Here is a 21971-nt window from a genome sequence, read left to right as displayed (position 1 = left end):
ACTTCTTTTTTTAAAAAATCATTACCGAAATTATATTAATTATACACAATATAAACATTAACATATTTAACAGGTGTTTTTATGAAACTTAATAAAATATTGATAGCATTATTATTAGTTTTCCTAACAATAGGGGCAGTGAGTGCAGCAGACAACATCACCTCAGATGTACCTGCCGATGATGCTGTTCCCCAGACAACTGATAACGTGACTGTGAGCTCTGACAGTAATCAAAATCCTGTCAATACAGCTGAAAAACTTAATGCCAGCTATCAAATCACAGTCGATGAAGAATATGTAGAAAATAACGGATTTGAGAGCGAATTTGAAATAGAAATGTTTGAAAGAGCGTATCTTAATGGAAAGCTGGAAATATACATCGATGATGAACTGAAATACAGCTGCAAACCTGCAATAGATTATGACAGTAGATATCAGGACTCTTGGGAAAGTGATGAGTACATGAACAGTTACTCCATAGTAGATACCAATTTCCTGGACAGACTGGGTCTAACATACGGGCCTCATAAGGCAGAGTTCAAATATAGTGGAGACACTTTATTCAATGATTTTGATGAAGTTAGATATTTCAATTACACATACATCCGATTTTCAGTGCCTGAAACTGAGACTGAATATGAAAGCCAATGCAATTTTTGTGTTCAATCAAATGTGGCAACCGGAAATCTGAAAATCGTGCTTGACAACAGAACAATACATGATGAGGAATTCACAGGTTATGAATACATCACTCTGGAAGATTTAACCTATGGAATGCACACATATGATATCTACTTTACAGGAGCCAGGCCTTTCAAATCAATCCACAGGCAGGGCACATTTAAACTTAACTATGAAATAAATGCACATTTCTCTGATGAATATAGGGGAGAAGTCTTCATAAACGGTGCTTTTTTGAAAATCAATTTGCCGGAGGATGCCAAATCCAACGTAACAGTTGCTGTAAATAACAAAACATATTCTGCTACTGTCAGTAATGGCCAGGCAGAAATTGCACTTACCAACCTTAAACTGGGTGAAAATATCGTCTACATCACATATGAGGATGAAAAATATTCTGAAATGACCGTCGTCAAGAATATAACCGCAACAGGATTGCAGTTTCCATATTACCATTTGTATTGCAGATATGATAAGGATGCAAATGTTACATTGGTAATGCCTGAGGATGCCAACGGAACTTTAAAAATCAAAATTGACGGAGAATACTTTACTTCTGATTTGATTAACGGTACTGCTTTTATTCCGTTAGACATGGTAACTGCAGGAACTCATAACTTCGAGATAACCTATACCGGAGACTACAGTGAGTATTTCAATAACAAAACTTTTGAAGACATAGATATATACGAAGTCACAAGGGACTGGGACATGGAATTTTTCTTTTCAATAAAATCTGATGAAACTGGAAATCCCCACATATCATTAAAATTTACCAAACCTGAAGACCTTGGGGGAACACAGACATTATATTTTGACGATGTAAAATGCGGAGAATACAGCCTTTATGATGAGTACTACTACGATGAAAAGTATGTTCTGTTGGAAAAATGCGAAAATCTGGAAAAATATTACTCACAACTGAGCAATGGAACACATACTTTTACCGTCAGATATTCCGGTGACAACACATACATTGCAAAGAGCAAAACCGTAACATTTACAAAACCTATTGACTGTGAAATATGCACAGGTCCTTTGATTGAAATTGGAGATAAAGTCATTGTTGAACTGCCTGAAGGCGAAAACGGAACCCTGATTATTGCCGTCAATGACAATGTCAAAAAGATTACTCTTAAAAATAAAACATATTACTCATATTCTTTGAACTTAAAAAAAGGATTATGGAACGTCAATGTAACATACAACGGAAATAACATGACCAAATCACTGGAAAAAACAATAGATAAAAGACCATCCATTGATTTGACCTGTGAAGAGTACTACTTTAAGAATATACCAAAAACAGCTTATATAGACTATGATGAATCTACAGTCCTAAAGCATGTGACCGTATACATAGACAACAAGAAATACACAGGATCCATCGCATACGGTGAAATCAGCCTGAATAAATTATCCGCAGGCGCACACACCATACGCGTTGATTACAAAAACGGCGAGTACACTGAATCAATAAAGAAAAAATTCACAATTCTCAGCTACTCCTACCCGAAAATCGAATTGAAAGATACATATTCACAGGAACTGAACAGCTATCTCATAACTGACATTGCACTAAGCAACTATACAACATTAATCATGGATGTGAATTTGAATGGAAACATTAACGGGAAAGTTACAGTTTATAAAACCATTGCATATCATTTCAATATAGATGACATTGCCGATACTGTAATCGGAACATATAAAAGCTTCAGTATAAACAAAGGCAAAGCCAGAATAAGCATTCCTACAAAAATTTTCAACAACACATACAGCCTGAAACTTGAAATAAAACTCAATGACGGAAATGTGATTAACAGAAGTTTTATGACCCATTGGTATCCGAAAGTTGTGCATCCGGCAAAAATGACCTATGGTGAAAAACAGACCCTGACAATATATGTTCCGGGTCAGGAAAACAGAACCATCGGAATGTTCGGAAATTTCAAGCCAATGTATTCAAAAATCGTCAACGGAACTGCGAAATTCTCACTCGCAACTCTTCCAATAAGAAACGGCGTTCCGGTCACATTCATATATGCCTCAACGGAACATGACGAAGATATAGGCTATTACAGCTCAAAATTAGAGGAATACGACCTTAAGCTGAATATTAAGGATAGCTTCGAAAAAATCAACATGTACTACAATGACGGAACCTCATACAGCCTGAAAGTCGCTAAAATATATGGAAAAGATGTTAAAAAAGGCCAGACCGTTACCTTCAAAATAGGAAGCCAAACCATTAAGGTGAAAACTGATAAAAATGGGGTTGCAAAACTAAAGATACCTAACACAGTAAAACCTGGAACATACACTTTAACAGCAACCTACAAATCATGTAAAATCAGCAAAAAATTAACCGTAAAACAGGTTTTAACCCTTAAAGCCGTTAAAGTTAAAAAGTCTGCCAAAAAACTTGTTTTAAGTGCTACCCTTAAAGACAAAAAAGCAATCAAAAACAAGCAGGTTACATTCAAGTTCAACGGCAAAACCTACAAGACAAAAACCAACTCCAAGGGAATAGCTAAAGTAACCATAAAATCAAGTGTCTTGAAAAAACTAAAAGTAGGCAAAAAAGTAACCTATCAGGCAACATATCTGAAAGACACTGTTAAAAAAACAGTTAAAGTTCAAAAATAAGGATTTAAAATCCTTATTTAATTTTTCTTTTTTAAAAAAGATATATAACATACATACAAAATACATATAACTATATAATTTTTTGGAGTTTTAATTATGAAAATAAAGATTTTAATATCGCTATTTTTGATTATTATAACAATAGGAGCCGTTAGTGCAGGTGAAAATGCAACTGATGATTCTGTTGACATAAATTCAATGAATGACACACCCAACACAGATATTGTAACTTCAGAAGACACCCCTGAAAAAGCAGACCTCAACATCGAATTTGATATCGAAAATGAAATTGTAAAAGATGAATTTTTAAAAATTTCTTATAGCTACTATTATCCAATTGCTTATGAAAATCTATCCTGCTACATTGACGGGGAATATGAAAGCGTCATCCAGACTAACAGCCATGAATATTTTTATCTGGATTTGAAAAACTATACAGAGGGAAACCATACCTGTAAGTTGAATTATCACGAAATTGACTACTATAAACCTATTAATAAAACATTCAATTTTGAAATTGTCAATATGTCCATAGTCTATAATGAAATAATATATTATGACTTTGAAGATTTCGAAGTGAAAACCCCTTACGATGCAACAGGGACAATAACCATAACCTACAACGGCTCAAGCAAACGGTACAATGTTGATGATATTGACTCAGCATATGGCGGGGCTAAAACTGTCACTTATCGTTTAAACGAGTTAGCGGAAGACGAGGAATATTTAGAATTGGGTACCTATACCTTTGAAATAAATTATACTGGAAATTATGGAAACATTACCAAAAGGATAAATATAACCAAAGACTATTACTTTGGATTATACATCGGATTTGTTTATGAAAATTTAACCGAATACATTAACTACCATGGTTTTGTCTTTTTTATGGGAGTTTCAAACCGTGTTAGCGTATTTATTGATGGGAAAAATATCAATTACAACCCTAAAGACTATTATGACCCGGGAAACTACAACAGAGGATTGAACGAGTATGACGGAATGTTATTTGATTGCGCTCCAATATGGATTAACAAGTTATCCTTATCCAAAGGCTACCATACATTGGAAGTGAAATATGCAGGTAATGACGGTCTCCCTCCAAAAACCATAAAAGAAGTTTTCTATTTAGAAAAAGACCAACTTGCAAAATGCGAAGAACCGCTTGTCAACTCAAAATACCCAATTGATTTCATATTCCCCGAAAACACAACCGGAAAGATTACTGCATACACCAGTCATGACGGGAAGAAATATACATTCTTTGATTGCAAAAAAATTACCAACAACAATGCAAAAATCAATATTCCATGCACAGAAGCGGGAAAAACATATGTTAAAGTAGTCTACAATACAAACAATGGAAATGGAAAAGCAACTACCTCATTTAAAGTCGTGCCTGCAAAAGTAGAATGCTACGAATGGATAGGTTTGGACCCCTATGAGAAAGAAACATTTACTTTGAAAAGTGGTGACAAGGTAAAAGGAACATTTTCAATATATGTTAACAAAAAACTATATAAAAGCGTCAAGATAACTAAAAAAACAACCAGAATAACCGTTCCATATATTTTCGAAAAAGCCGGGAAATATGTCATCAAAGCAGTTTGGAAAACAAATTACGGAACAGGACAGAAAAAAACAAGAACAATAACTATACCTCATTTCGCAACACTTAAAACCGTTAAAGTTAAAAAATCTGCCAAAAAACTGACCATTCAGGCAAGTATTAAGAAAAATGGTTATACTCCTATTAAAAACAAAAAAGTTACCTTCAAGTTCAACGGCAAAACATACAAGACAAAAACCAACTCCAAGGGAATAGCTAAGGTAACAATTCCAAAATCAGTTTTAACCAAACTCAAAGTCGGCAAGAAAATAACCTATCAGGTCACATATCTGAAAGACACGGTCAAAAAAACAGTAAAAGTTCAAAGATAAGGATTGAAAAATCCTTATTTTATCTTATTTTTAAAAGCACTTACAACAGTTATATGTACAAAATAACATATATTTACCCATGACCCGAAAAAAAATAATCACATCTTCACTTATTTTACTTCTTTTATTAGTCTGCATCGGAGGAGTTTCAGCCGAAGAAAACTCCACACAAAGCATAGAACTTGAAGAGACTGAAGATATAAAAATTGAAAACACAAATGAACTTCTCAAAGATTCGAATGAATCATCTGCAGTAGCTGATGAGAAAAAGGATTGCGATTTTACAATCAGCTTTGAGGAAGAATTTGTTGAAAACTGCTGGGAGCGGTCTGAAGGCCCATTTCTTTTCATATACCCGACTTATGAAAACATGACCGGAAACTTTACAGTTTATCTAGACAACAAAAAAATAAATTTTGGAGAAGTCGATGACTTTAAAGACCCTTCTGCAGAAATTCCTGCCCCGTTTTACAAACTGGGAGACCATACAATCAAAGTCCAGTATTCAGGAGATGACACATACAAGCCACTTACAAAAACCCACATATTCAGCGTGAAGAAAATCATCATAAACATGATAAACGGTGAATATGTGCTTGGAAGCGATGATATCGGAGTAAAGCTTGTTCCGGATGCTGCCGGAACAATAACATTATACATTAACGGTGTAAAAAAGAAAACTATTAAAGTGACTCCATTGGACAGTGAGGCTGCAGATGTGGGCTTTTCAAATAATATCCCTATAGAACTGGATAAATTCATTACATTCGGCAAGACTTACAATGTTACAGTAACATTCAGCGGCAAAGTCGATGGAAAAACATTGAAGGAAAGCAAAACCGGAACAATCACATCAGTCACATATCCTCTTGAAATCAACGTATACGATTATTATTACGGACACGATTCAGAAAACATCTTTGAAATTTCAACACCAAAGGACATAATAAAAAATAATCTGAACGTATTTATTAACGGTGAGAAAGTTCCCGTTTACAAAATGGAAGATTTTGACTACTGGACATATTACGTAAACACCACCGATTTTAGGCCGGGAAAATACGCAATTGAGGTAAACTACACTGGTGACGGGAAATATCCCTCAAAATCAGTAAACTCCACATTTGAGATTTTTGCAGACATCATAATATCCGACTATGAAATACCTTACAACTCATCAATAGATGTCGAACTGACCCTTAGTGAAAATGCAGAAGGAAACCTGACAGTTTATATTGCCAAAACTGATAAAATTTATGAAATTTACGACTCACAGGAATTAAGCAACGGATATGCTAAAGTTAACATTAAAGGAGATCATATCGGAAAATATTATATCAAAGCAGAATATGACGGCAACTACCAAATCGAAAACGTTACCGACTATTCAATTGAAATCCATCCTATAATAACAATCCCTGAATCCATGATCTGGGGTGATGACAAATATATCACCATAAAAACAGACAAGGAAGTGAACGGAACATTATACTTCTACAGGATGTGGAAACCCTACAGGCAGGTTGATGTTGTAAACGGAAACGCAAAGATTTCACTGGCAGACCTTGCGAGTATGACATATTATGAAGGCTACACCTCACTAACATACAACAACAGCGAATATGAATATGAGCCTTGGGAATACTGGTTAGTCGTTAAACCTAAATTCACATTGACAGGACCTGCAAGCATGTATTATGCAGACAGCGAAACATACAGCGTTAAAGTATTCGGATTGAACGGTAAAATCCTTAAAGAAAAATACGTAACTTTCAAAATAGGCAAAACCTCCGTTAAGGTTAAAACCAACTCCAAAGGAATTGCAAAACTAAAAGTTCCAAATACCGTTACTCCAGGAAAATACACTGTTAAAGTGATATACAACGGTTTTTCCACATCCAAAAAGCTGACAGTTAAGCCTGTTTTAACTCTTAAAGCCGTTAAAGTCAAAAAGTCAGCCAAAAAACTTGTTTTAACTGCAACACTTAAAAACAAAAAAGCCATTAAAAACAAGCAGGTTACCTTCAAGTTCAACAGCAAAACCTACAAGGCCAAAACAGACAAGAAAGGAATAGCTAAGGTAACCATAAAATCAAGCATACTCAAAAAGCTCAAAGTCGGCAAAAAAGTAACCTATCAGGCAACATACCTGAAAGACACAGTCAAAAAAACAGTTAAAGTTCAAAGATAAGGATTAAAAATCCTTATTTTATCTTTTTTTAAACCAAAAATGCATTAATTATATATATTCATCATATAAAAATTAATTAACATATACTTAAGGAGAGTTAAAATTGAAAAAGATTATTTTTACAGCTTTCATCATCCTGCTCATTTTATCGGTTGGTGCTGTCAGCGCTGAAAACTCCACTGACACAACCCCTACTGAAATAAATGACACAGAGATGGTTGAAATCAAAAAGCCAGACTTAAAATTTGATGTGGACTTTCCGGAAGAGCTCAACAAGCATTATGACGGAGACGGACCATATGCGGAGATTATAAATGCAACAGACGATGGAGAATATCATGTTTATTTTGACGGCATCCACAATCCTAAATATGACTTTTACGGATATAACTACTTCGAAGTGGGAGCCTCAAGCTTTTCACTTGGAAAACACAACGTTACATTCGCATTCATGGGCGATGAATTTTACAATCCTACAAATGTTACCAAATACTTCAGCGTAGTTGATGTAGGAATCACCGTTCCGAAAGGAGATGTGAGCACCGATTCGGCATATGCCCTTGCAGAAGTCCCGATTGATGCAACAGGTTATGTAACCATCAAGCTTGACGGAAAGCAGATTAAAAAGATTGATGTTACAAAATGTGACCATGAAGGTTCCCTCAGATACATTAGCCAGAGCCTGGATACTGCTCTAGGAAAACATGTGGTGGAAGTGACCTATTCAGGAGACAAGAAATATTCAAAAGTCTCAAAAAAATCAGAATTCAATATATTCTATGACATGTGGCTTGAAAACGAATATGTCACCTACGGCCGTGACGAAATGATTGGAATTCAGGTTCCAAGCGGCATTACCAAAAACCTGATTGTGGAAATCGACGGTGAAAATCATTCCACAACATATAACGCCAGACAAGAGATATTTTACGTAAATATTACCGGCGTGGGTTTGGGAGCCCATGAGGTTAGCATCACCTACAACGGAGACAGCAAATACCCTAAAAATACAGTTAAGCAAACATTGAATGTCAGGGCCTTAATTGACATTCCGCTAGACGTATCATATGGAGACGGAGGAAAGATTTCACTTAAACTTCCAAAAGATGCAAACGGAAATCTGACAATATACATCTCCACAGACGGCTGGATTAGGCAGGCAAATGAAAGCCTCCTGTATGGAAATGTAAAACTGGTTGACGGATACGGTGAAATTGACGTTTCACATCTGAAAGTTGGAGACTATTACTATATGGCAGAGTATAGCGGTGAGGACTATCAGCTATCAGAAGCGATGGCTCAGGGTTCCATCAGCATTGCCCCAAGAGTTGTCCTGCCTAGACAGATGAACTATGGTGACGACGAGTACCTGCAGGTATTCACCAACCCTGATTTTAACGAAAAAATCATAATCTTTTTTGTAGAGGCTGAAAGTGAAAGCCTGATGGCAAAAATTGAAATCACTCCGGTGAACGGTACCGCAAACCATACACTCAAGAACCTGCCAATCAAACTTATGCAAATACATACACACTACGGAGAATACGACAATGATAATGGACCTATGATTCATGTAAAAGGCGTGGAGCCTAAATTGACTTCTGCAAAAGACATTACAATGTTTTATAATGACGGAAGCAAATTCAGCGTAAAGGTTTACGGAGAAGACGGAAAACTCGTTAAAGCCGGAAAATACATTTACTTTAAAATAGGATCCAAAACATATAAGGAGAAAACCGATTCAAAAGGAATAGCCACACACATCATAAAGGAAACCCCCGGAAAATATACAATAACCGCAATCTACAAGAACTACCAAAAAATTGAAACCGTGAATGACGGATATAATGACGCTTTCGCCATCTCATACAAGGACATCAAGGTTTCAAAAAAGCTGACAGTAAAACAGGTATTAACACTTAAAGCAGTTAAAGTCAAAAAATCAGCCAAAAAACTTGTCCTGACTGCAACTCTCAAAAACAAAAAAGTCATTAAAAACAAGCAGGTGACTTTCAAGTTCAACGGCAAAACATATAAAGCCAAAACCAACTCCAAGGGAATAGCTAAGGTAACCATAAAATCAAATATACTCAAAAAGCTCAAAGTAGGCAAGAAAATAACATACCAGGCTACATATCTGAAAGACACTGTCAAAAAAACAGTTAAAGTTCTAAGATAAGGATTAAAAATCCTTATCCCCCTATTAAAACCATAGACATTTATATATATCCATTAGTAAAAAAAATATGACCATAATATATCAATTTTGTATTATGGAGAAAATAAAATGAAGATAAATAAGATTTTTTTAATGGTTCTTGTGCTTATCGCCATTTTCTCACTGAGTGCAGTCAGTGCATCTGAAAACGCAACAGCAGATATTGGCGATTCACAAGCAGTTCTAACAGAATCTGCATCAGACATTTTAACGGACAATGCCACACAAAAGCAGGAATTGAATGTTGAAGTGGAATGTGCGGACTATATCGTTAAGCCTGATCCTAATGACGGGCATCCGACTGTTAAAGTGAAAAACCTTCCGGACGATTATCATGGAGCAATATCAGTTTATGTGGATGACAGCATTATTGCAACCGGAAGAGATGCTGATTTTGAGGATTCAGTGAATTTAAGGGCCTTCGATTATGGCCATCATATCCTTTTGGTTACAATCAACCAAACCGCAAAATACAATTCCCTGAATTTGACCCGTGAATTCGAGGTTGTGGAAGGCTACATTAAAATCGACAGCGAAATCAGAGCAAATGAAGGAGTCACCGTTGGTCTAAAGGAAGGTGCAACAGGATACCTGACAGTGAATGTTGACGGAAAAGAATTTAAAAAGATTAAAATCGACGCTCAAGAAGGGGACATAAGCCGTGGATTTGTCAGTTTGGGAACACTTTCCAAGAAAACACATCTTGTTGAGGCAATATACAGCGGAGATGCCAACAACAAAAAGATTACCAAAAAGCAAAACGTTAATGTTATCTACGATATCGCAATAGAAGTGGAAACCCCTCCAAAATATACCATTAACGGCATTAATGCAAATGCATATGGAAGCGAACATAACATCATGGGAATACTCATTTCAAATGATGCCACATCCATACCTCAAGTAACAATCGATGGAGAGAAATTCAGTGTGACTTCACAGTCCTCAGGCAGATTCAGTGTTGATACAAGTCGTCTCAAACCTGGAATGCACACAGCCAACATAACATATCCAGGAGACAGTAAATACGCTCAAAAATCAGTTCTTAAAAACTTTGAAACAGTGGCTGGTATTGGAGTTAAAATCGATGAAGGATATGATTATGCCTACAACAACACAGAGATTTTCCTCAACCTCCCTGAAGATGCCAAAGGTAACTTGAACGTATATGTTGACGGGCAATTATACAAGACAACCCCTATTAAAGACACTAATGCGGCAATCCGCTTAAGCAACGTGAAACTTGGAAAGCATGTCATCATGGCGGAATACACAGACAATGACTATGACATCAAAAACATCACAAGAGAAATTGAAGTGATTCCTAAGGCAACCTATCCTAAACATATGATTTACGGAAGCGATGAAACATTCTACATTGAGACAAATCCCGATGCGAAGTTAAACATTACCGTTAAAATGGACGGTGAAACATTTGAGCTGCAATTGACTGACGGCAAGGCAAACTTCTCCCTATCCGAACTGAACCTGTTCGAATATGAGGAAAATGCATTTGGCTACAATGAAATCCTCATAACCTATAAGGGAGACTATAACGCAACCAAATCATATTCCGTTGGTGTTGACCCGATTCCATCAAGGCTTGTCGGTTCAAAAGACATTACAATGTATTATGGTGATTCAAATACCTACAGCCTTACCGTATGGGGAATCCATGGTGAAATTGTCGGAGCGGGAGAACGTGTCACCGTCAGAATTGGCAACGTATACAAGTATCCGACAACAGACAGTAACGGAAAAATTAAAATTAAAATAGACCAAGTTCCTGGAACATACAAGGTTACCGCAACCTACAGAAATGCGAAAGTTACAAGTAAAATTGTCGTAAAGCAGGTGCTGACCCTTAAAAGCGTCAAGGTCAAAAGGTCTGCCAAAAAGCTTGTTTTAAGTGCAACCCTTAAAAACAAAAAGGTAATTAAAGGAAAAACAGTTACATTCAAGTTCAACGGCAAAACCTACAAGGCCAAAACAGACAAGAAGGGAATAGCTAAGGTAACCATAAAATCCAGCATCTTGAAAAAACTAAAAGCAGGTAAAAAAGTAACCTACCAGGCCACATATCTCAAAGACACCATCAAAAAAACAGTTAAAGTTCAAAAATAAGGAGTAAAATCCTTATTTTATCTTATTTTTTTAATAACCAATCACGCCAAACTGCATCATCAATATAGCGATAACTCCTTGGAGTTTGCAGTCATGTAAAATTAAACATACTGTTTGAAAAACCACACAGTCCATAAAACAATTGAATTATATTCAATGACAAAATTATTTTTTAATCGATATTCCATTTTTGAATCTGAAATATTTTATAGGCTTTTTTCAAATTTTAAAGACTCATAAAAATGAGAATTTCCACAAAACCAAATTTATAAATATTTCGTGTACAAAATAGATTATATTGAACATATTGAGGATATAAAAATGAATAAAATTATTGTCATTTGTCTTTTTATCATTGCAGTTCTATCTATAAGTGCCGTTTCGGCTAATGAAAATATAACCGAAACCGCACAGATCAGCGATGATGCTCAAGACATCATAACCGAAAGCAGTCCTTCAAAAGAGGACCTGAACGTAAGCATAGAATTTAGGGACTATGTACTGAATCCGGATTACAGCGAAAGAATGAATATCGCCACATTTTCAAACGTGCCGGAAGACTATGACGGCAAAGTAAACGTGAAAATCGATGATGAAAACTATCTTATGAGTCATGACCCCCACAATGATGTGGATTTTACCAAAATTGAATTTTCCAACGGAAAACACAGCATCAAAGCATATTTCCCTGAAACTGACAAGTACAACCCTTTAAACCTGACCCATGACTTTGAAGTGGCTTCACAGTACATCAGGATTACCAAAGAAGCAAATCCTGATGAAGGATATGTTTACTGTGAACTGCAGAGATATGCATCAGGATATCTTATTGTCAAGGTTGACGGCAAGGAATTTAAAAGAGTTGAAATCACCACCGATGACAACGCCTATGCAAGAGTCAATCTGAAAGGCCTTGCAATCGGAACCCATACTGTTGAGGCAACATATACAGGAGATGCCAAAAACAATAAGATGACCAAAAAGGAAACAGTCACAATCAAAAAGATAATGAAAGAAATCAGAATCAATCATAATTACAGGGTGGATTTCTACGAAAATCAGCAAATGAGGATTGCATATGGAAATGAAAAGATTCTTGAAATAAGCCTCTCCGATGACAGTACAAACAGGCCGATTGTCAAATCCGGCGCAAAGACATACTCATTAGTCAATGATTATGGACAGCACTACACAACAGACATATCCGATTTGATGATTGGAAGCAACATATTTGAAATCACCTATCCTGGAGATGACAAATACCTTCCAAAAACAGTCAGCTATACCATTGAAGTTAAAGGACACATCTTCACCAATATTGGAGTCTACAACAGCACATATGCATATCTGAAACTGCCGAAAAATGCAGAGGGAAATCTGAGCGTTTATGTTAATGATTCATTATATAAAAGCCAGAGCATGGCTGATGGCTTTGCAAACATTACCTTTGAAGATTTAAAAGACGGAAATACCTATAAAATCGATATCATATATACCGGCAATGATTACAATGTATCTGCATACAGCACAACCCAAAGCATTATCCCTAAACTTATCTACGACGAGTGCGTAAGATACGGAAGCGATGCGAAATTTTCATTTGAAATGAATCCCGACCGTGACGGTTTCATTACAGTTAAAATCGAGAGATACAAAAAAGACAATGAAACATACACCCTGCCGCTTGTCAACGGAAAAGCGAATGCAACCATAAGCGACCTGCAGCTTCCAGTTCCTATTAAAAATACTGAATTCTACGAGAATAATCGCGTAACCCTAACCTATTCCAGCGAAGAGTATAACTATACAACCACATTTCTGGTAGTAGCCGAACCGATTCCTGCAAAGATTGTCAATGCAAAAGACATTACAATGTATTATGGCGAATCCAAGGTATATTCCGTGAAGGTATATGACTATGACGGGAAAATTGCTGCGAAAAAAAGCGTGTATTTTGAGATAGGTTACAATTTCTATTGGGCAAAAACCGATGAAAAGGGAGTGGCTAAAGTTACATTTAAGGAAACCCCTGGAAAATACACTTTAAAAATCACTTACTCAAGAAAAGACCTGTATGACTATGAAAATTTTTACAAATACGCAGTGGTTACAAAAAAACTCATCGTCAAGCAGCCTTTAAGCCTGAAAACAGTTGCCGTTAAAAAATCAGCCAAAAAGCTTACTCTGCAGGCAACTCTTAAATACGGTAAAAAAGCAATCAAAAACAAAAAAATCACCTTCAAGTTCAATGGCAAAACATATAAAGCCAAAACAGACAAGAAGGGAATAGCTAAGGTAACCATAAAATCAAGCGTCTTGAAAAAGCTCAAAGTCGGCAAAAAAATAACCTATCAGGCAACATATCTCAAAGACACTGTCCAAAAAACAGTAAAAGTTCAAAGATAAGGAGTAAAAATCCTTATCCCACTTATTTTTTTAAACCAAAAACCAGACAAAAAAAGATTACATAATCTGTTTTTCATGGACAGATCATCAAAAAACATAAAAATAATGTTACATTTATAAAAAATATTCAGTTTTTTATATGAATTATTTAAAATATCCTATTTTTAAAAAAAAAAACACTAATTAAAATTCAGTTTTTTATAAAATTATAAATACTTTGATTAAATTATTTCCAGGATTTTTGATGACATCCCACTTGTAAAAGATTACGTGAAGAAATATATGACGTCATGCGAGGGCATCATAATGAGCTATAGTCATATGTAAAATGTAAATTATTTAGTGCATTTTAGGTAATATTATATATATAATTTTGAATAAACTAGTTTTATGTATTAATTTTTTAAAAAAATTGATATTAAGGTGAAAAAATGAATAAAAATATATTTATTTTACTTTTTTTTCTCATTGCATTAATATCAATGTCTGCTGTTAGCGCTGCAGATTTGAATGACAACAACGAAACAGTTGTTTCATCCGATTTAGGGGAGGAACTTTCCCTTTTAAGTGATGTTAGTGCAATAGATGAATTGTACGAAGATGATGCCGGCAGCGAAGCGGTATTGCAAAGCGATGTTAAATCTGCAGCTGTTGGTGAAACTGAATTCTATGAAGATGACTATGAAGTAATATTTTCTGATAGTATTGATGTCCATGATGATGAAAGCAGGCTTATCAGCTATGAGTTTTATGATGATGTGGAAGGGTCTGTTTCAGTCACTATCAATGGAAGTGAAGTATATAATGCCATTCCCGGCTCTAATGATATCTATTTGTATGATTTAAACGTTGATAAATTCGATTACGGTACTTATAAGGTGGACTTTATTTATTCCGGTGATGAAAATTATGAAGGATTTATAAAATCCGCTTATGTTGATTTTACATATAACTTTAATGTCTATGCGAGGGAGGATACTTTTGAATACGGAAGTGATACTGAATTTTATGTAACTGTCCCTACATCAACCGGCACTGTTGAATATGTGGTTAACGGCAAAAAATACACAGTTGATGCTGAAGATTCCTATTCAATTGTTCTCAGCAGTGATGATTTAAAAATGGGCAAAAATGACATCACTTTCACCTATGTCTCTGATAACTATCCTGTTAAAACAATAAACTACCCTATAACTGTTAAAGGACTGGTTAAGCTTTCCAAATATGAAATAGCATATGGTGAAGTTACATATCTTACATTGAAATTGCCAAGTGATGCAAAAGGTGATTTAAACATATATAAAATTGATTTTGAATGGGATGATGATATCTCTGATTATAGTTCAGTATTTACATTGATTAAAACAGTTAAAGTTGAAAACGGTCTTGTCAATGCGTCTCTGGATGATTTGAGTTTTGGCAATAACTATATTTATGCAAACTACACCGGCGATGATTATGAAATAATCATTGATGATGAATATGATCAATATATTACTGTACGTGTCGGTCCGAAAGTGGTTTTACCGGACAAAATGTGGAATAAGGAAGTATACGACTGTGAGTTAATCATGCCTGATTCATACAATGGTACATTGTATGTTGAAGCAGGCGACGGTGAAAAATCATACAGTGTCGTTAACGGAAAAGCCACATTTACCATAAACGCTTCAAAAATCAGTGATAGTGAGTTTTATCTTGAATTTGAAGGTGAAGACGGTTATTATTATTCTAATTATTTTGATGTTAAAATAACTGACATGTCTCCTGAAACCAAATTGGAAATTGATGAATATGATTATCAGGTACTTGTAAAAGGCAGTCAGGAATATTATGCATGTTTCAACATTGATGTTATGTTTGATGCCGGAGGAAACATAACTGCATATGTTGATGATGTTTTTTATGGCGTATTCAATGATGATCATGCATATATTGAAACAGACAATTTAACATTGGGAAAACATGATGTGAGATTTGAATACTCCGGTGACGGTTATTTTGCCCCTTCAACCGCTTATGATTCCTTCAATGTCACATATATTGATATTAGCATTCCTGTTGAAGTTCCTTTAAACACCAACTTCGGAATGAGTTCAAAAACTGCTTTAGTCATTCTCCCTAGTGATGCAACAGGTGCGGCAAAACTCATTGTTGACGGTGACGAAATCGAAAGCAAAAAAATTGAAGATGGCAGGGCTTATTTCAATTTAGCTACATTAAGCTATGGAAATCACACAGTGACTATTGTCTATGAGAATGGAAATTATGACCCGTCAGCTAAAACAGTCAATGTCACAGCAAAATACTGGTATTATCTTGAGTTTAATGATCTCGTTTACGGTGACGGTGAAGCATCCGTATCTTTACCGGATGATGCTGCAGGTGAGGTAAAAGTAATAATCAATGGAAAAGAATTCACAGAAACTGTTCAAGACGGCGAAGCAGTATTTAATATTACCGGAATTCCTGTCGGCAATTACACAGCAACTGTAATATACAGCGGTGATGAGAAATACCCTGGAGAAACAGTCGAATTCAATACAACAGTATATTATGCGATAATTCATAACTTCGATGAGTATCGTAATGTTTTCATCGGTGATGTGGATGATTTATATCTTACATTATATCTTCCTGAAGATGCTGAAGGTAATTTGACCGTTTATCTGGAGGATTGGGATAGTGATATCGATGATTATATCTATAAACAGGTTGCAACTTCCGGTTTTATCGGTGGAAAAGCTCAAATTGCTCTTGGGGAATTTTCAGATGAAATAACATCTGACGGCAGTTTCGTTGCCAGATATGAAGGTGAAGACTATAATATCGAGGATTATGATTTCAGTTTATCTTTACAAAACCATGAAATAATCGGACCGGAAAACAATGAACATATTATTATAGGAGAAGACTTTACATATCAGATTAGAGTTCCAAAAGATGCCAAAGGACATATTCAGGTTTATACTGCTAATGAAGACGAAGAAGAAGTGATTTTGGAACGTGTAGCTATTCAAAATGGAGTGGCAACAATGCCTCTCAAATATGATGTGCTTGGAAGACATGATATTAAAATCCTATATGTCGGCGATGACTATGAAATCGAGGACTATGAGACATTTGTAGTATGGCCTGAAAATGTGACTTTGGCAAGTATTGCAGGCGGCGATGAAGCTGTATTCACTGTTGTAATGCCTGAAGATACATCCGGAAATGTTTCAATAACATTTTATGATGTTTATGGTGATGATGTCAGGAATATGACTGTTCCTTATACAGGTACTGCTGTTTTTAAAGCTTCAGATATTCCTGTAGGATATTGGGCGTTAGACCATTTTGAAGTTTCAAGCGATAAATATGGGCAGTTCTATTTCTATTCAACAAGCTGGTGGATAGCTGCTGGATTTTATGACTACTTTGAAATTGTCGGTTCAAAAATAATTCCAGTTGATCCAGGACTTACTGTTAGTGTGGATGATATTGACGTGGGTGAGGCCGCTGTTGTTAAAATCACATTGAATAATACAATAAATGGAAATGTTTTGTTGAGAGTTGGCAGTTCCAATTATACTGTTTCAATCCAGAATGGTGTTGGAAGCCAGACTGTTTCAGGTTTAGGTGCTGGAACTTATGATGCTGTGGTTTATTATGCTGGAAGCGAGTATTTCACTGAATCTCAAAAGTCTGCTTCATTTAAGGTGAATGTTGTTGCGATTGATCCCGGACTCGCTGTTAGTGTGGATGATATTGACGTGGGTGAGGCTGCAGTTGTTAAAATCGCATTGAATAATACAATAAATGGAAATGTTTTGTTGAGAGTTGGCAGTTCCAATTATACTGTTTCAATCCAGAATGGTGCTGGTAGTCAGTCTGTTTCAGGTCTGGCTGCAGGATCATATGATGCTGTGGTTTATTATGCTGGAAGCGAGTATTTCACTGAATCTCAAAAATCAGTTTCATTTAAGGTAAATGAGGTAAAAACTCCATCTGGTAATGAATCAGGTAATGTTACTCCGTCCGATGGGGGTCCTGGAAATGAATCCGGCAATGTTACTCCTGCAGTTGACCCTAAAGTCGTTGCATCCAATGTTAATGTGATTTATTCAGCAGGTTCATATTACACAATTAAAGTCTATGGAACTGACGGAGAACCGGCTACAGATGTTGAAGTGATAATCAAAGTCAACGGAAAATTATTCAAAAGAATAAAAACAGTTAATGGTGCTGTTAAATTTAAGGTAACACAGGTTCCTGGTAAATATAAAGTTCAAGCAACAGCTTTAGGCAAATCCGTTACAAAAACCATGACAGTAAAACATATTGTGACTTTAAAATCAGCTGCTGTTAAAAAATCAGCTAAAAAGTTGATATTGACTGCAACATTGAGCAAAGTCAACAAAAAATACCTTAAAAACAAAAAAATTACTTTTAAGTTCAATGGTAAGAAATACACCGCTAAAACCAACAGCAAAGGTGTTGCAAAAGTAACAATAAAATCAAATATCCTCAAAAAGCTCAAAGTAGGCAAAAAAATAACCTACCAGGCAACCTACATTAAGGATACCGTTAAAAAAACAGTTAAAGTTAAAAAATAAGGATTTTATCCTTATTTTCTTCTTTTTTTAATATAATAATTTATATATATTCGCAAGTAACAAAGTATTACTCATGAACTTGCAAAATTTGGAGATTAAATCAAACGAGAAAAGGATTAACTATCGGGATTTGATGATTTTTATAGTCCCTATCCTTATATTCGGACTGTATCTTTTCATTTACAATCCGGGAATCCTGACTACAGAATCATTCAATCAGCTGCATCAGATTGCAGGGGGAGAGTTTACAAACAGATTCCCATTTTTCCATTCATTCATTGAAATGATACTGCTGAACATTTTCGGCACACCATTGAGCGTTGCAGCCTTACAGATTCTGGTATTTTCAACAATCTGGACAGTAATCTGTAAGTATCATCGTGATGATGCAAGCAAAAGCAGCAATAAGTTCGTTGCTCAGTTTATAGTTACATTAATCATTTGTTTGATTCCAATTAATGCAGTTTACTCAATCACATTGTGGAAGGAAATCCTTTTCAGCTACGGCCTGCTTTTCCTAAGCTTTTTAATCAAGGTGCTTATTGACAGAAACGGGCAGATAAGCATGAAACTGGCAATAATAATGGCCATTACAATTGCCGTAACATCCCAGTTAAGTCTTATCGGATTGCCTATCGCAATAATTACCCTTGTTGCGGTTCTGGTCTACATTTACATGAAAAACGGAAATACCGACAGGACATTTCTCATGCTTCCAGCTATTACAATCGTTTTAATACTGATTATCGGATCATTGAGCATGGCATATAACGTTGAGGATGCTCACATAAATAATCAGGGTGGAGCGCCAATGGTATGGAGCGTTCTTAGAGGCGATGACTGGAACGGACAGGCTTACTACATAACCAAAGACGGAGCTCAGCTTAAGGAGGCTCAGAATTTATTCTACACAAAAAACAACATTACTCCGACTGCAGGATATGAAAAGCTCACCTCAGCAAATCTGGGAGAGGCAAACTACAACCTCGTAAATTCATTTGCAGTGTATTTCAAGGACCATACGCTTACTGACACTTTATTCTACAGTCCGGCACTGTACATGTATCTTGCAATTATACTTCTAGTAGCATTCCAGCTGATTACAAAATCAAAGGACATGTATCTTGTCTATGTGCCGAACCTGATAAACATCATAGGTGTCTTTTTAACATGCTCTCAAAATGAAAACAGGTTCCTTTATCCGAATCTGCTGGTATTCTATCTGCTTGTTATAATATTCATAAGCATATACTTCAGGGGCAGTCTTAAATCCCTGCCGATTACAATGAATGCGGATAAGGCAAAAGAGCCTTCAAACAGGACATATCAAAGCCAGCCTGCATATGAACATACATATGATGTAAGCGAAGATCACTTTGAAAGAGTTGCACCGCAGGCGGACAGCATTTCCTATGATGAAATCGAATCACTTCTGGATGAAACACCGCAGGATTCCTCTCAAAGCATCCCGCAGACAGAAACTCACAGTGAAGAGGAATATGATTCAGATTTGATTGATGAAATTCTAAAAGAAATCGAAATGGAAAAACAGAATAAGGATTAAATTCCTTATCTTTACTTTTTTAAAATTCAACCTCAAAATATATTATAGAGGCATAAAATGAAAAAAATAATATTATTTTCACTTATTTTAATAGCTTTCATCTCAATTTCAGCTGTCAATGCTGAAAATGCTGATGAAAATATGACAAATCCCATTGAAGATATTGACATTTCATATGGGGATACCTACGGAAAGGTACTGACAAATGAGGAGCGATATGACGTTTACATATACAATGTTCCGGAGGAATGTGAAATTGACGAGTTCAGATTATACATTGACAACCAGTCCGTTGACTACCACGGAAAGGATGTTGAGAGAAATACCGAATTCAGGCATTTTGAAGGATATTACACCTACAGTTTCACACCCAAAAACTACACTTTGGCTTTGGAATTTACAGGAAACAGCCATTACAGTCCATATACAAAAACCGTTGAATTTGAGGCAACTCCTGCAATCATAAACATTCCGGACGTGGTTACAAAGGCAATATATTCAGAAAGGAACGTGGAGGCATTTTTTGCACCGGACAACCGCCAGGGAAAATTCACAATTTACGCTGACGGCAAGGAATACCATTCACAGACAATTACAGGCCAAAGCAGGTTCCTCTATCCTATTGATGATTTATCATACGGACACCACAGTATTGAAGTCGAATACAACGGCATTGCAGTAAAAAAGACCGTTGAGGTTACATATATCCTTGATTTGGAGATTTATGACAATGTCTTGATAGCTACAATTCCATCAGATACAACAAAGGCTCTTGAAGTGTATGTTGACGGAACCAGATACACATACACCCCTGACGGAATCATCCTCCAACCGGGCAGCCACAACATTACAGCAAGATATCCGGGAGATTCCAAACATCCTGAAAAAACTGTTAACATTACCGCAGATATTCCGGAAGTTCCAAGCATTATTGCTCCAAAATCAATTTCAATGTATTACAAGGACTCAAAGACTGCAACATTCAAGGTTATTGCAGTCAGTCAGCTTAAAATCACATTAAAGTCCTCTTCAAAAACAGTGAAAAGCGTTAACGGTGCTGTAAAATACAAGATCCCGACATTGACTCCCGGAAAATACACAATCAACCTTTGGGATGGAAATCTATGCTGGGCAAAAACAGCGCTGACAGTCAAACATCTCGTAACTTTAAAGACCATTAAAGTCAAAAAGTCCGCCAAAAAACTGGTTTTGACTGCAACACTTAAAAACGCAAAGGCCATTAAAGGAAAGACTATAACTTTCAAGTTCAGCGGCAAGACCTACAAGGCAAAAACCAACTCCAAGGGAATTGCAAAGGTTACTGTTAAAAAGTCAGTGCTCAAAAAGCTGAAAGCAGGAAATAAGATAACATACAAGGCAACATATCTTAAAGATACTGTCAAAAAAACTGCAAAAGTTTTAAAATAAGTGAATAACTTTCACTTTTTTATTATTTTTTTAATTAATATTCTAATTTTTTTTAAAAGGCTAATTAAAGTTCAGAAATTTTACAAATCTATATATACTTCATTTAAAATAAATATTAATTATATTCAACTTGTATTCAATTTGAATATTATTTCGATTAATATATGTGAT

The 21971-nt window shown here is 35.7% G+C and carries 9 protein-coding genes; all 9 read left to right on the top strand.

Features of this window, described 5'->3' with window-relative positions:
• Positions 1-81 precede the first annotated feature (81 nt).
• The gene (locus E7Z81_RS03300) at positions 82-3330 is read left to right on the top strand and encodes a hypothetical protein (protein ID WP_292744191.1); all 3249 of its coding nucleotides are present in this window, start codon (positions 82-84) and stop codon (positions 3328-3330) included.
• Positions 3331-3426: 96 nt separating this feature from the next.
• Positions 3427-5271, top strand: a complete 1845-nt coding sequence (locus E7Z81_RS03295; protein WP_292744188.1) for a hypothetical protein — start codon at positions 3427-3429, stop codon at positions 5269-5271.
• A 79-nt stretch (positions 5272-5350) separates the two neighbouring features.
• Positions 5351-7462 carry a hypothetical protein gene (locus E7Z81_RS03290; RefSeq protein ID WP_292744185.1) on the top strand — a complete coding sequence of 704 codons (2112 nt, stop codon included), beginning with the start codon at positions 5351-5353 and terminating at the stop codon, positions 7460-7462.
• Positions 7463-7565: 103 nt separating this feature from the next.
• The gene (locus E7Z81_RS03285; RefSeq protein WP_292744182.1) at positions 7566-9641 is read left to right on the top strand and encodes a hypothetical protein; all 2076 of its coding nucleotides are present in this window, start codon (positions 7566-7568) and stop codon (positions 9639-9641) included.
• A 108-nt stretch (positions 9642-9749) separates the two neighbouring features.
• Entirely contained in the window at positions 9750-11804 is a 2055-nt protein-coding gene (locus tag E7Z81_RS03280) for a hypothetical protein (protein WP_292744179.1), read from the top strand.
• A 321-nt stretch (positions 11805-12125) separates the two neighbouring features.
• Positions 12126-14210: an Ig-like domain-containing protein gene (locus E7Z81_RS03275; protein ID WP_292744177.1), complete on the top strand. Its 2085-nt coding sequence runs from the start codon at positions 12126-12128 to the stop codon at positions 14208-14210.
• 431 nt (positions 14211-14641) lie between these two features.
• Positions 14642-18808 (top strand): hypothetical protein, encoded by a 4167-nt coding sequence (locus tag E7Z81_RS03270; protein ID WP_292744174.1) that lies wholly within the window; start codon positions 14642-14644, stop codon positions 18806-18808.
• Positions 18809-18881: 73 nt separating this feature from the next.
• Positions 18882-20372 (top strand): hypothetical protein, encoded by a 1491-nt coding sequence (locus E7Z81_RS03265; protein ID WP_292744172.1) that lies wholly within the window; start codon positions 18882-18884, stop codon positions 20370-20372.
• Between the two features lie 57 nt (positions 20373-20429).
• Entirely contained in the window at positions 20430-21800 is a 1371-nt protein-coding gene (locus tag E7Z81_RS03260; protein ID WP_292744169.1) for a hypothetical protein, read from the top strand.
• Positions 21801-21971: the final 171 nt, after the last annotated feature.

Source organism: Methanobrevibacter sp., from assembly GCF_015062935.1.
In the GTDB taxonomy this organism is placed as follows: domain Archaea; phylum Methanobacteriota; class Methanobacteria; order Methanobacteriales; family Methanobacteriaceae; genus Methanocatella.
Note: the sequence above shows the minus strand (reverse complement) of the source record. Positions and strands in the feature narration are given on the sequence as shown.

What these genes read in the sequence shown, in the direction of transcription:
- E7Z81_RS03300 (WP_292744191.1), top strand. Translation starts at nt 82, where the DNA reads ATGAAACTTAATAAAATATTGATAGCATTATTATTAGTTTTCCTAACA.
- E7Z81_RS03295 (WP_292744188.1), top strand. Translation starts at nt 3,427, where the DNA reads ATGAAAATAAAGATTTTAATATCGCTATTTTTGATTATTATAACAATA.
- E7Z81_RS03275 (WP_292744177.1), top strand. Translation starts at nt 12,126, where the DNA reads ATGAATAAAATTATTGTCATTTGTCTTTTTATCATTGCAGTTCTATCT.
- E7Z81_RS03270 (WP_292744174.1), top strand. Translation starts at nt 14,642, where the DNA reads ATGAATAAAAATATATTTATTTTACTTTTTTTTCTCATTGCATTAATA.
- E7Z81_RS03265 (WP_292744172.1), top strand. Translation starts at nt 18,882, where the DNA reads ATGAACTTGCAAAATTTGGAGATTAAATCAAACGAGAAAAGGATTAAC.
- E7Z81_RS03290 (WP_292744185.1), top strand. Translation starts at nt 5,351, where the DNA reads ATGACCCGAAAAAAAATAATCACATCTTCACTTATTTTACTTCTTTTA.
- E7Z81_RS03260 (WP_292744169.1), top strand. Translation starts at nt 20,430, where the DNA reads ATGAAAAAAATAATATTATTTTCACTTATTTTAATAGCTTTCATCTCA.
- E7Z81_RS03280 (WP_292744179.1), top strand. Translation starts at nt 9,750, where the DNA reads ATGAAGATAAATAAGATTTTTTTAATGGTTCTTGTGCTTATCGCCATT.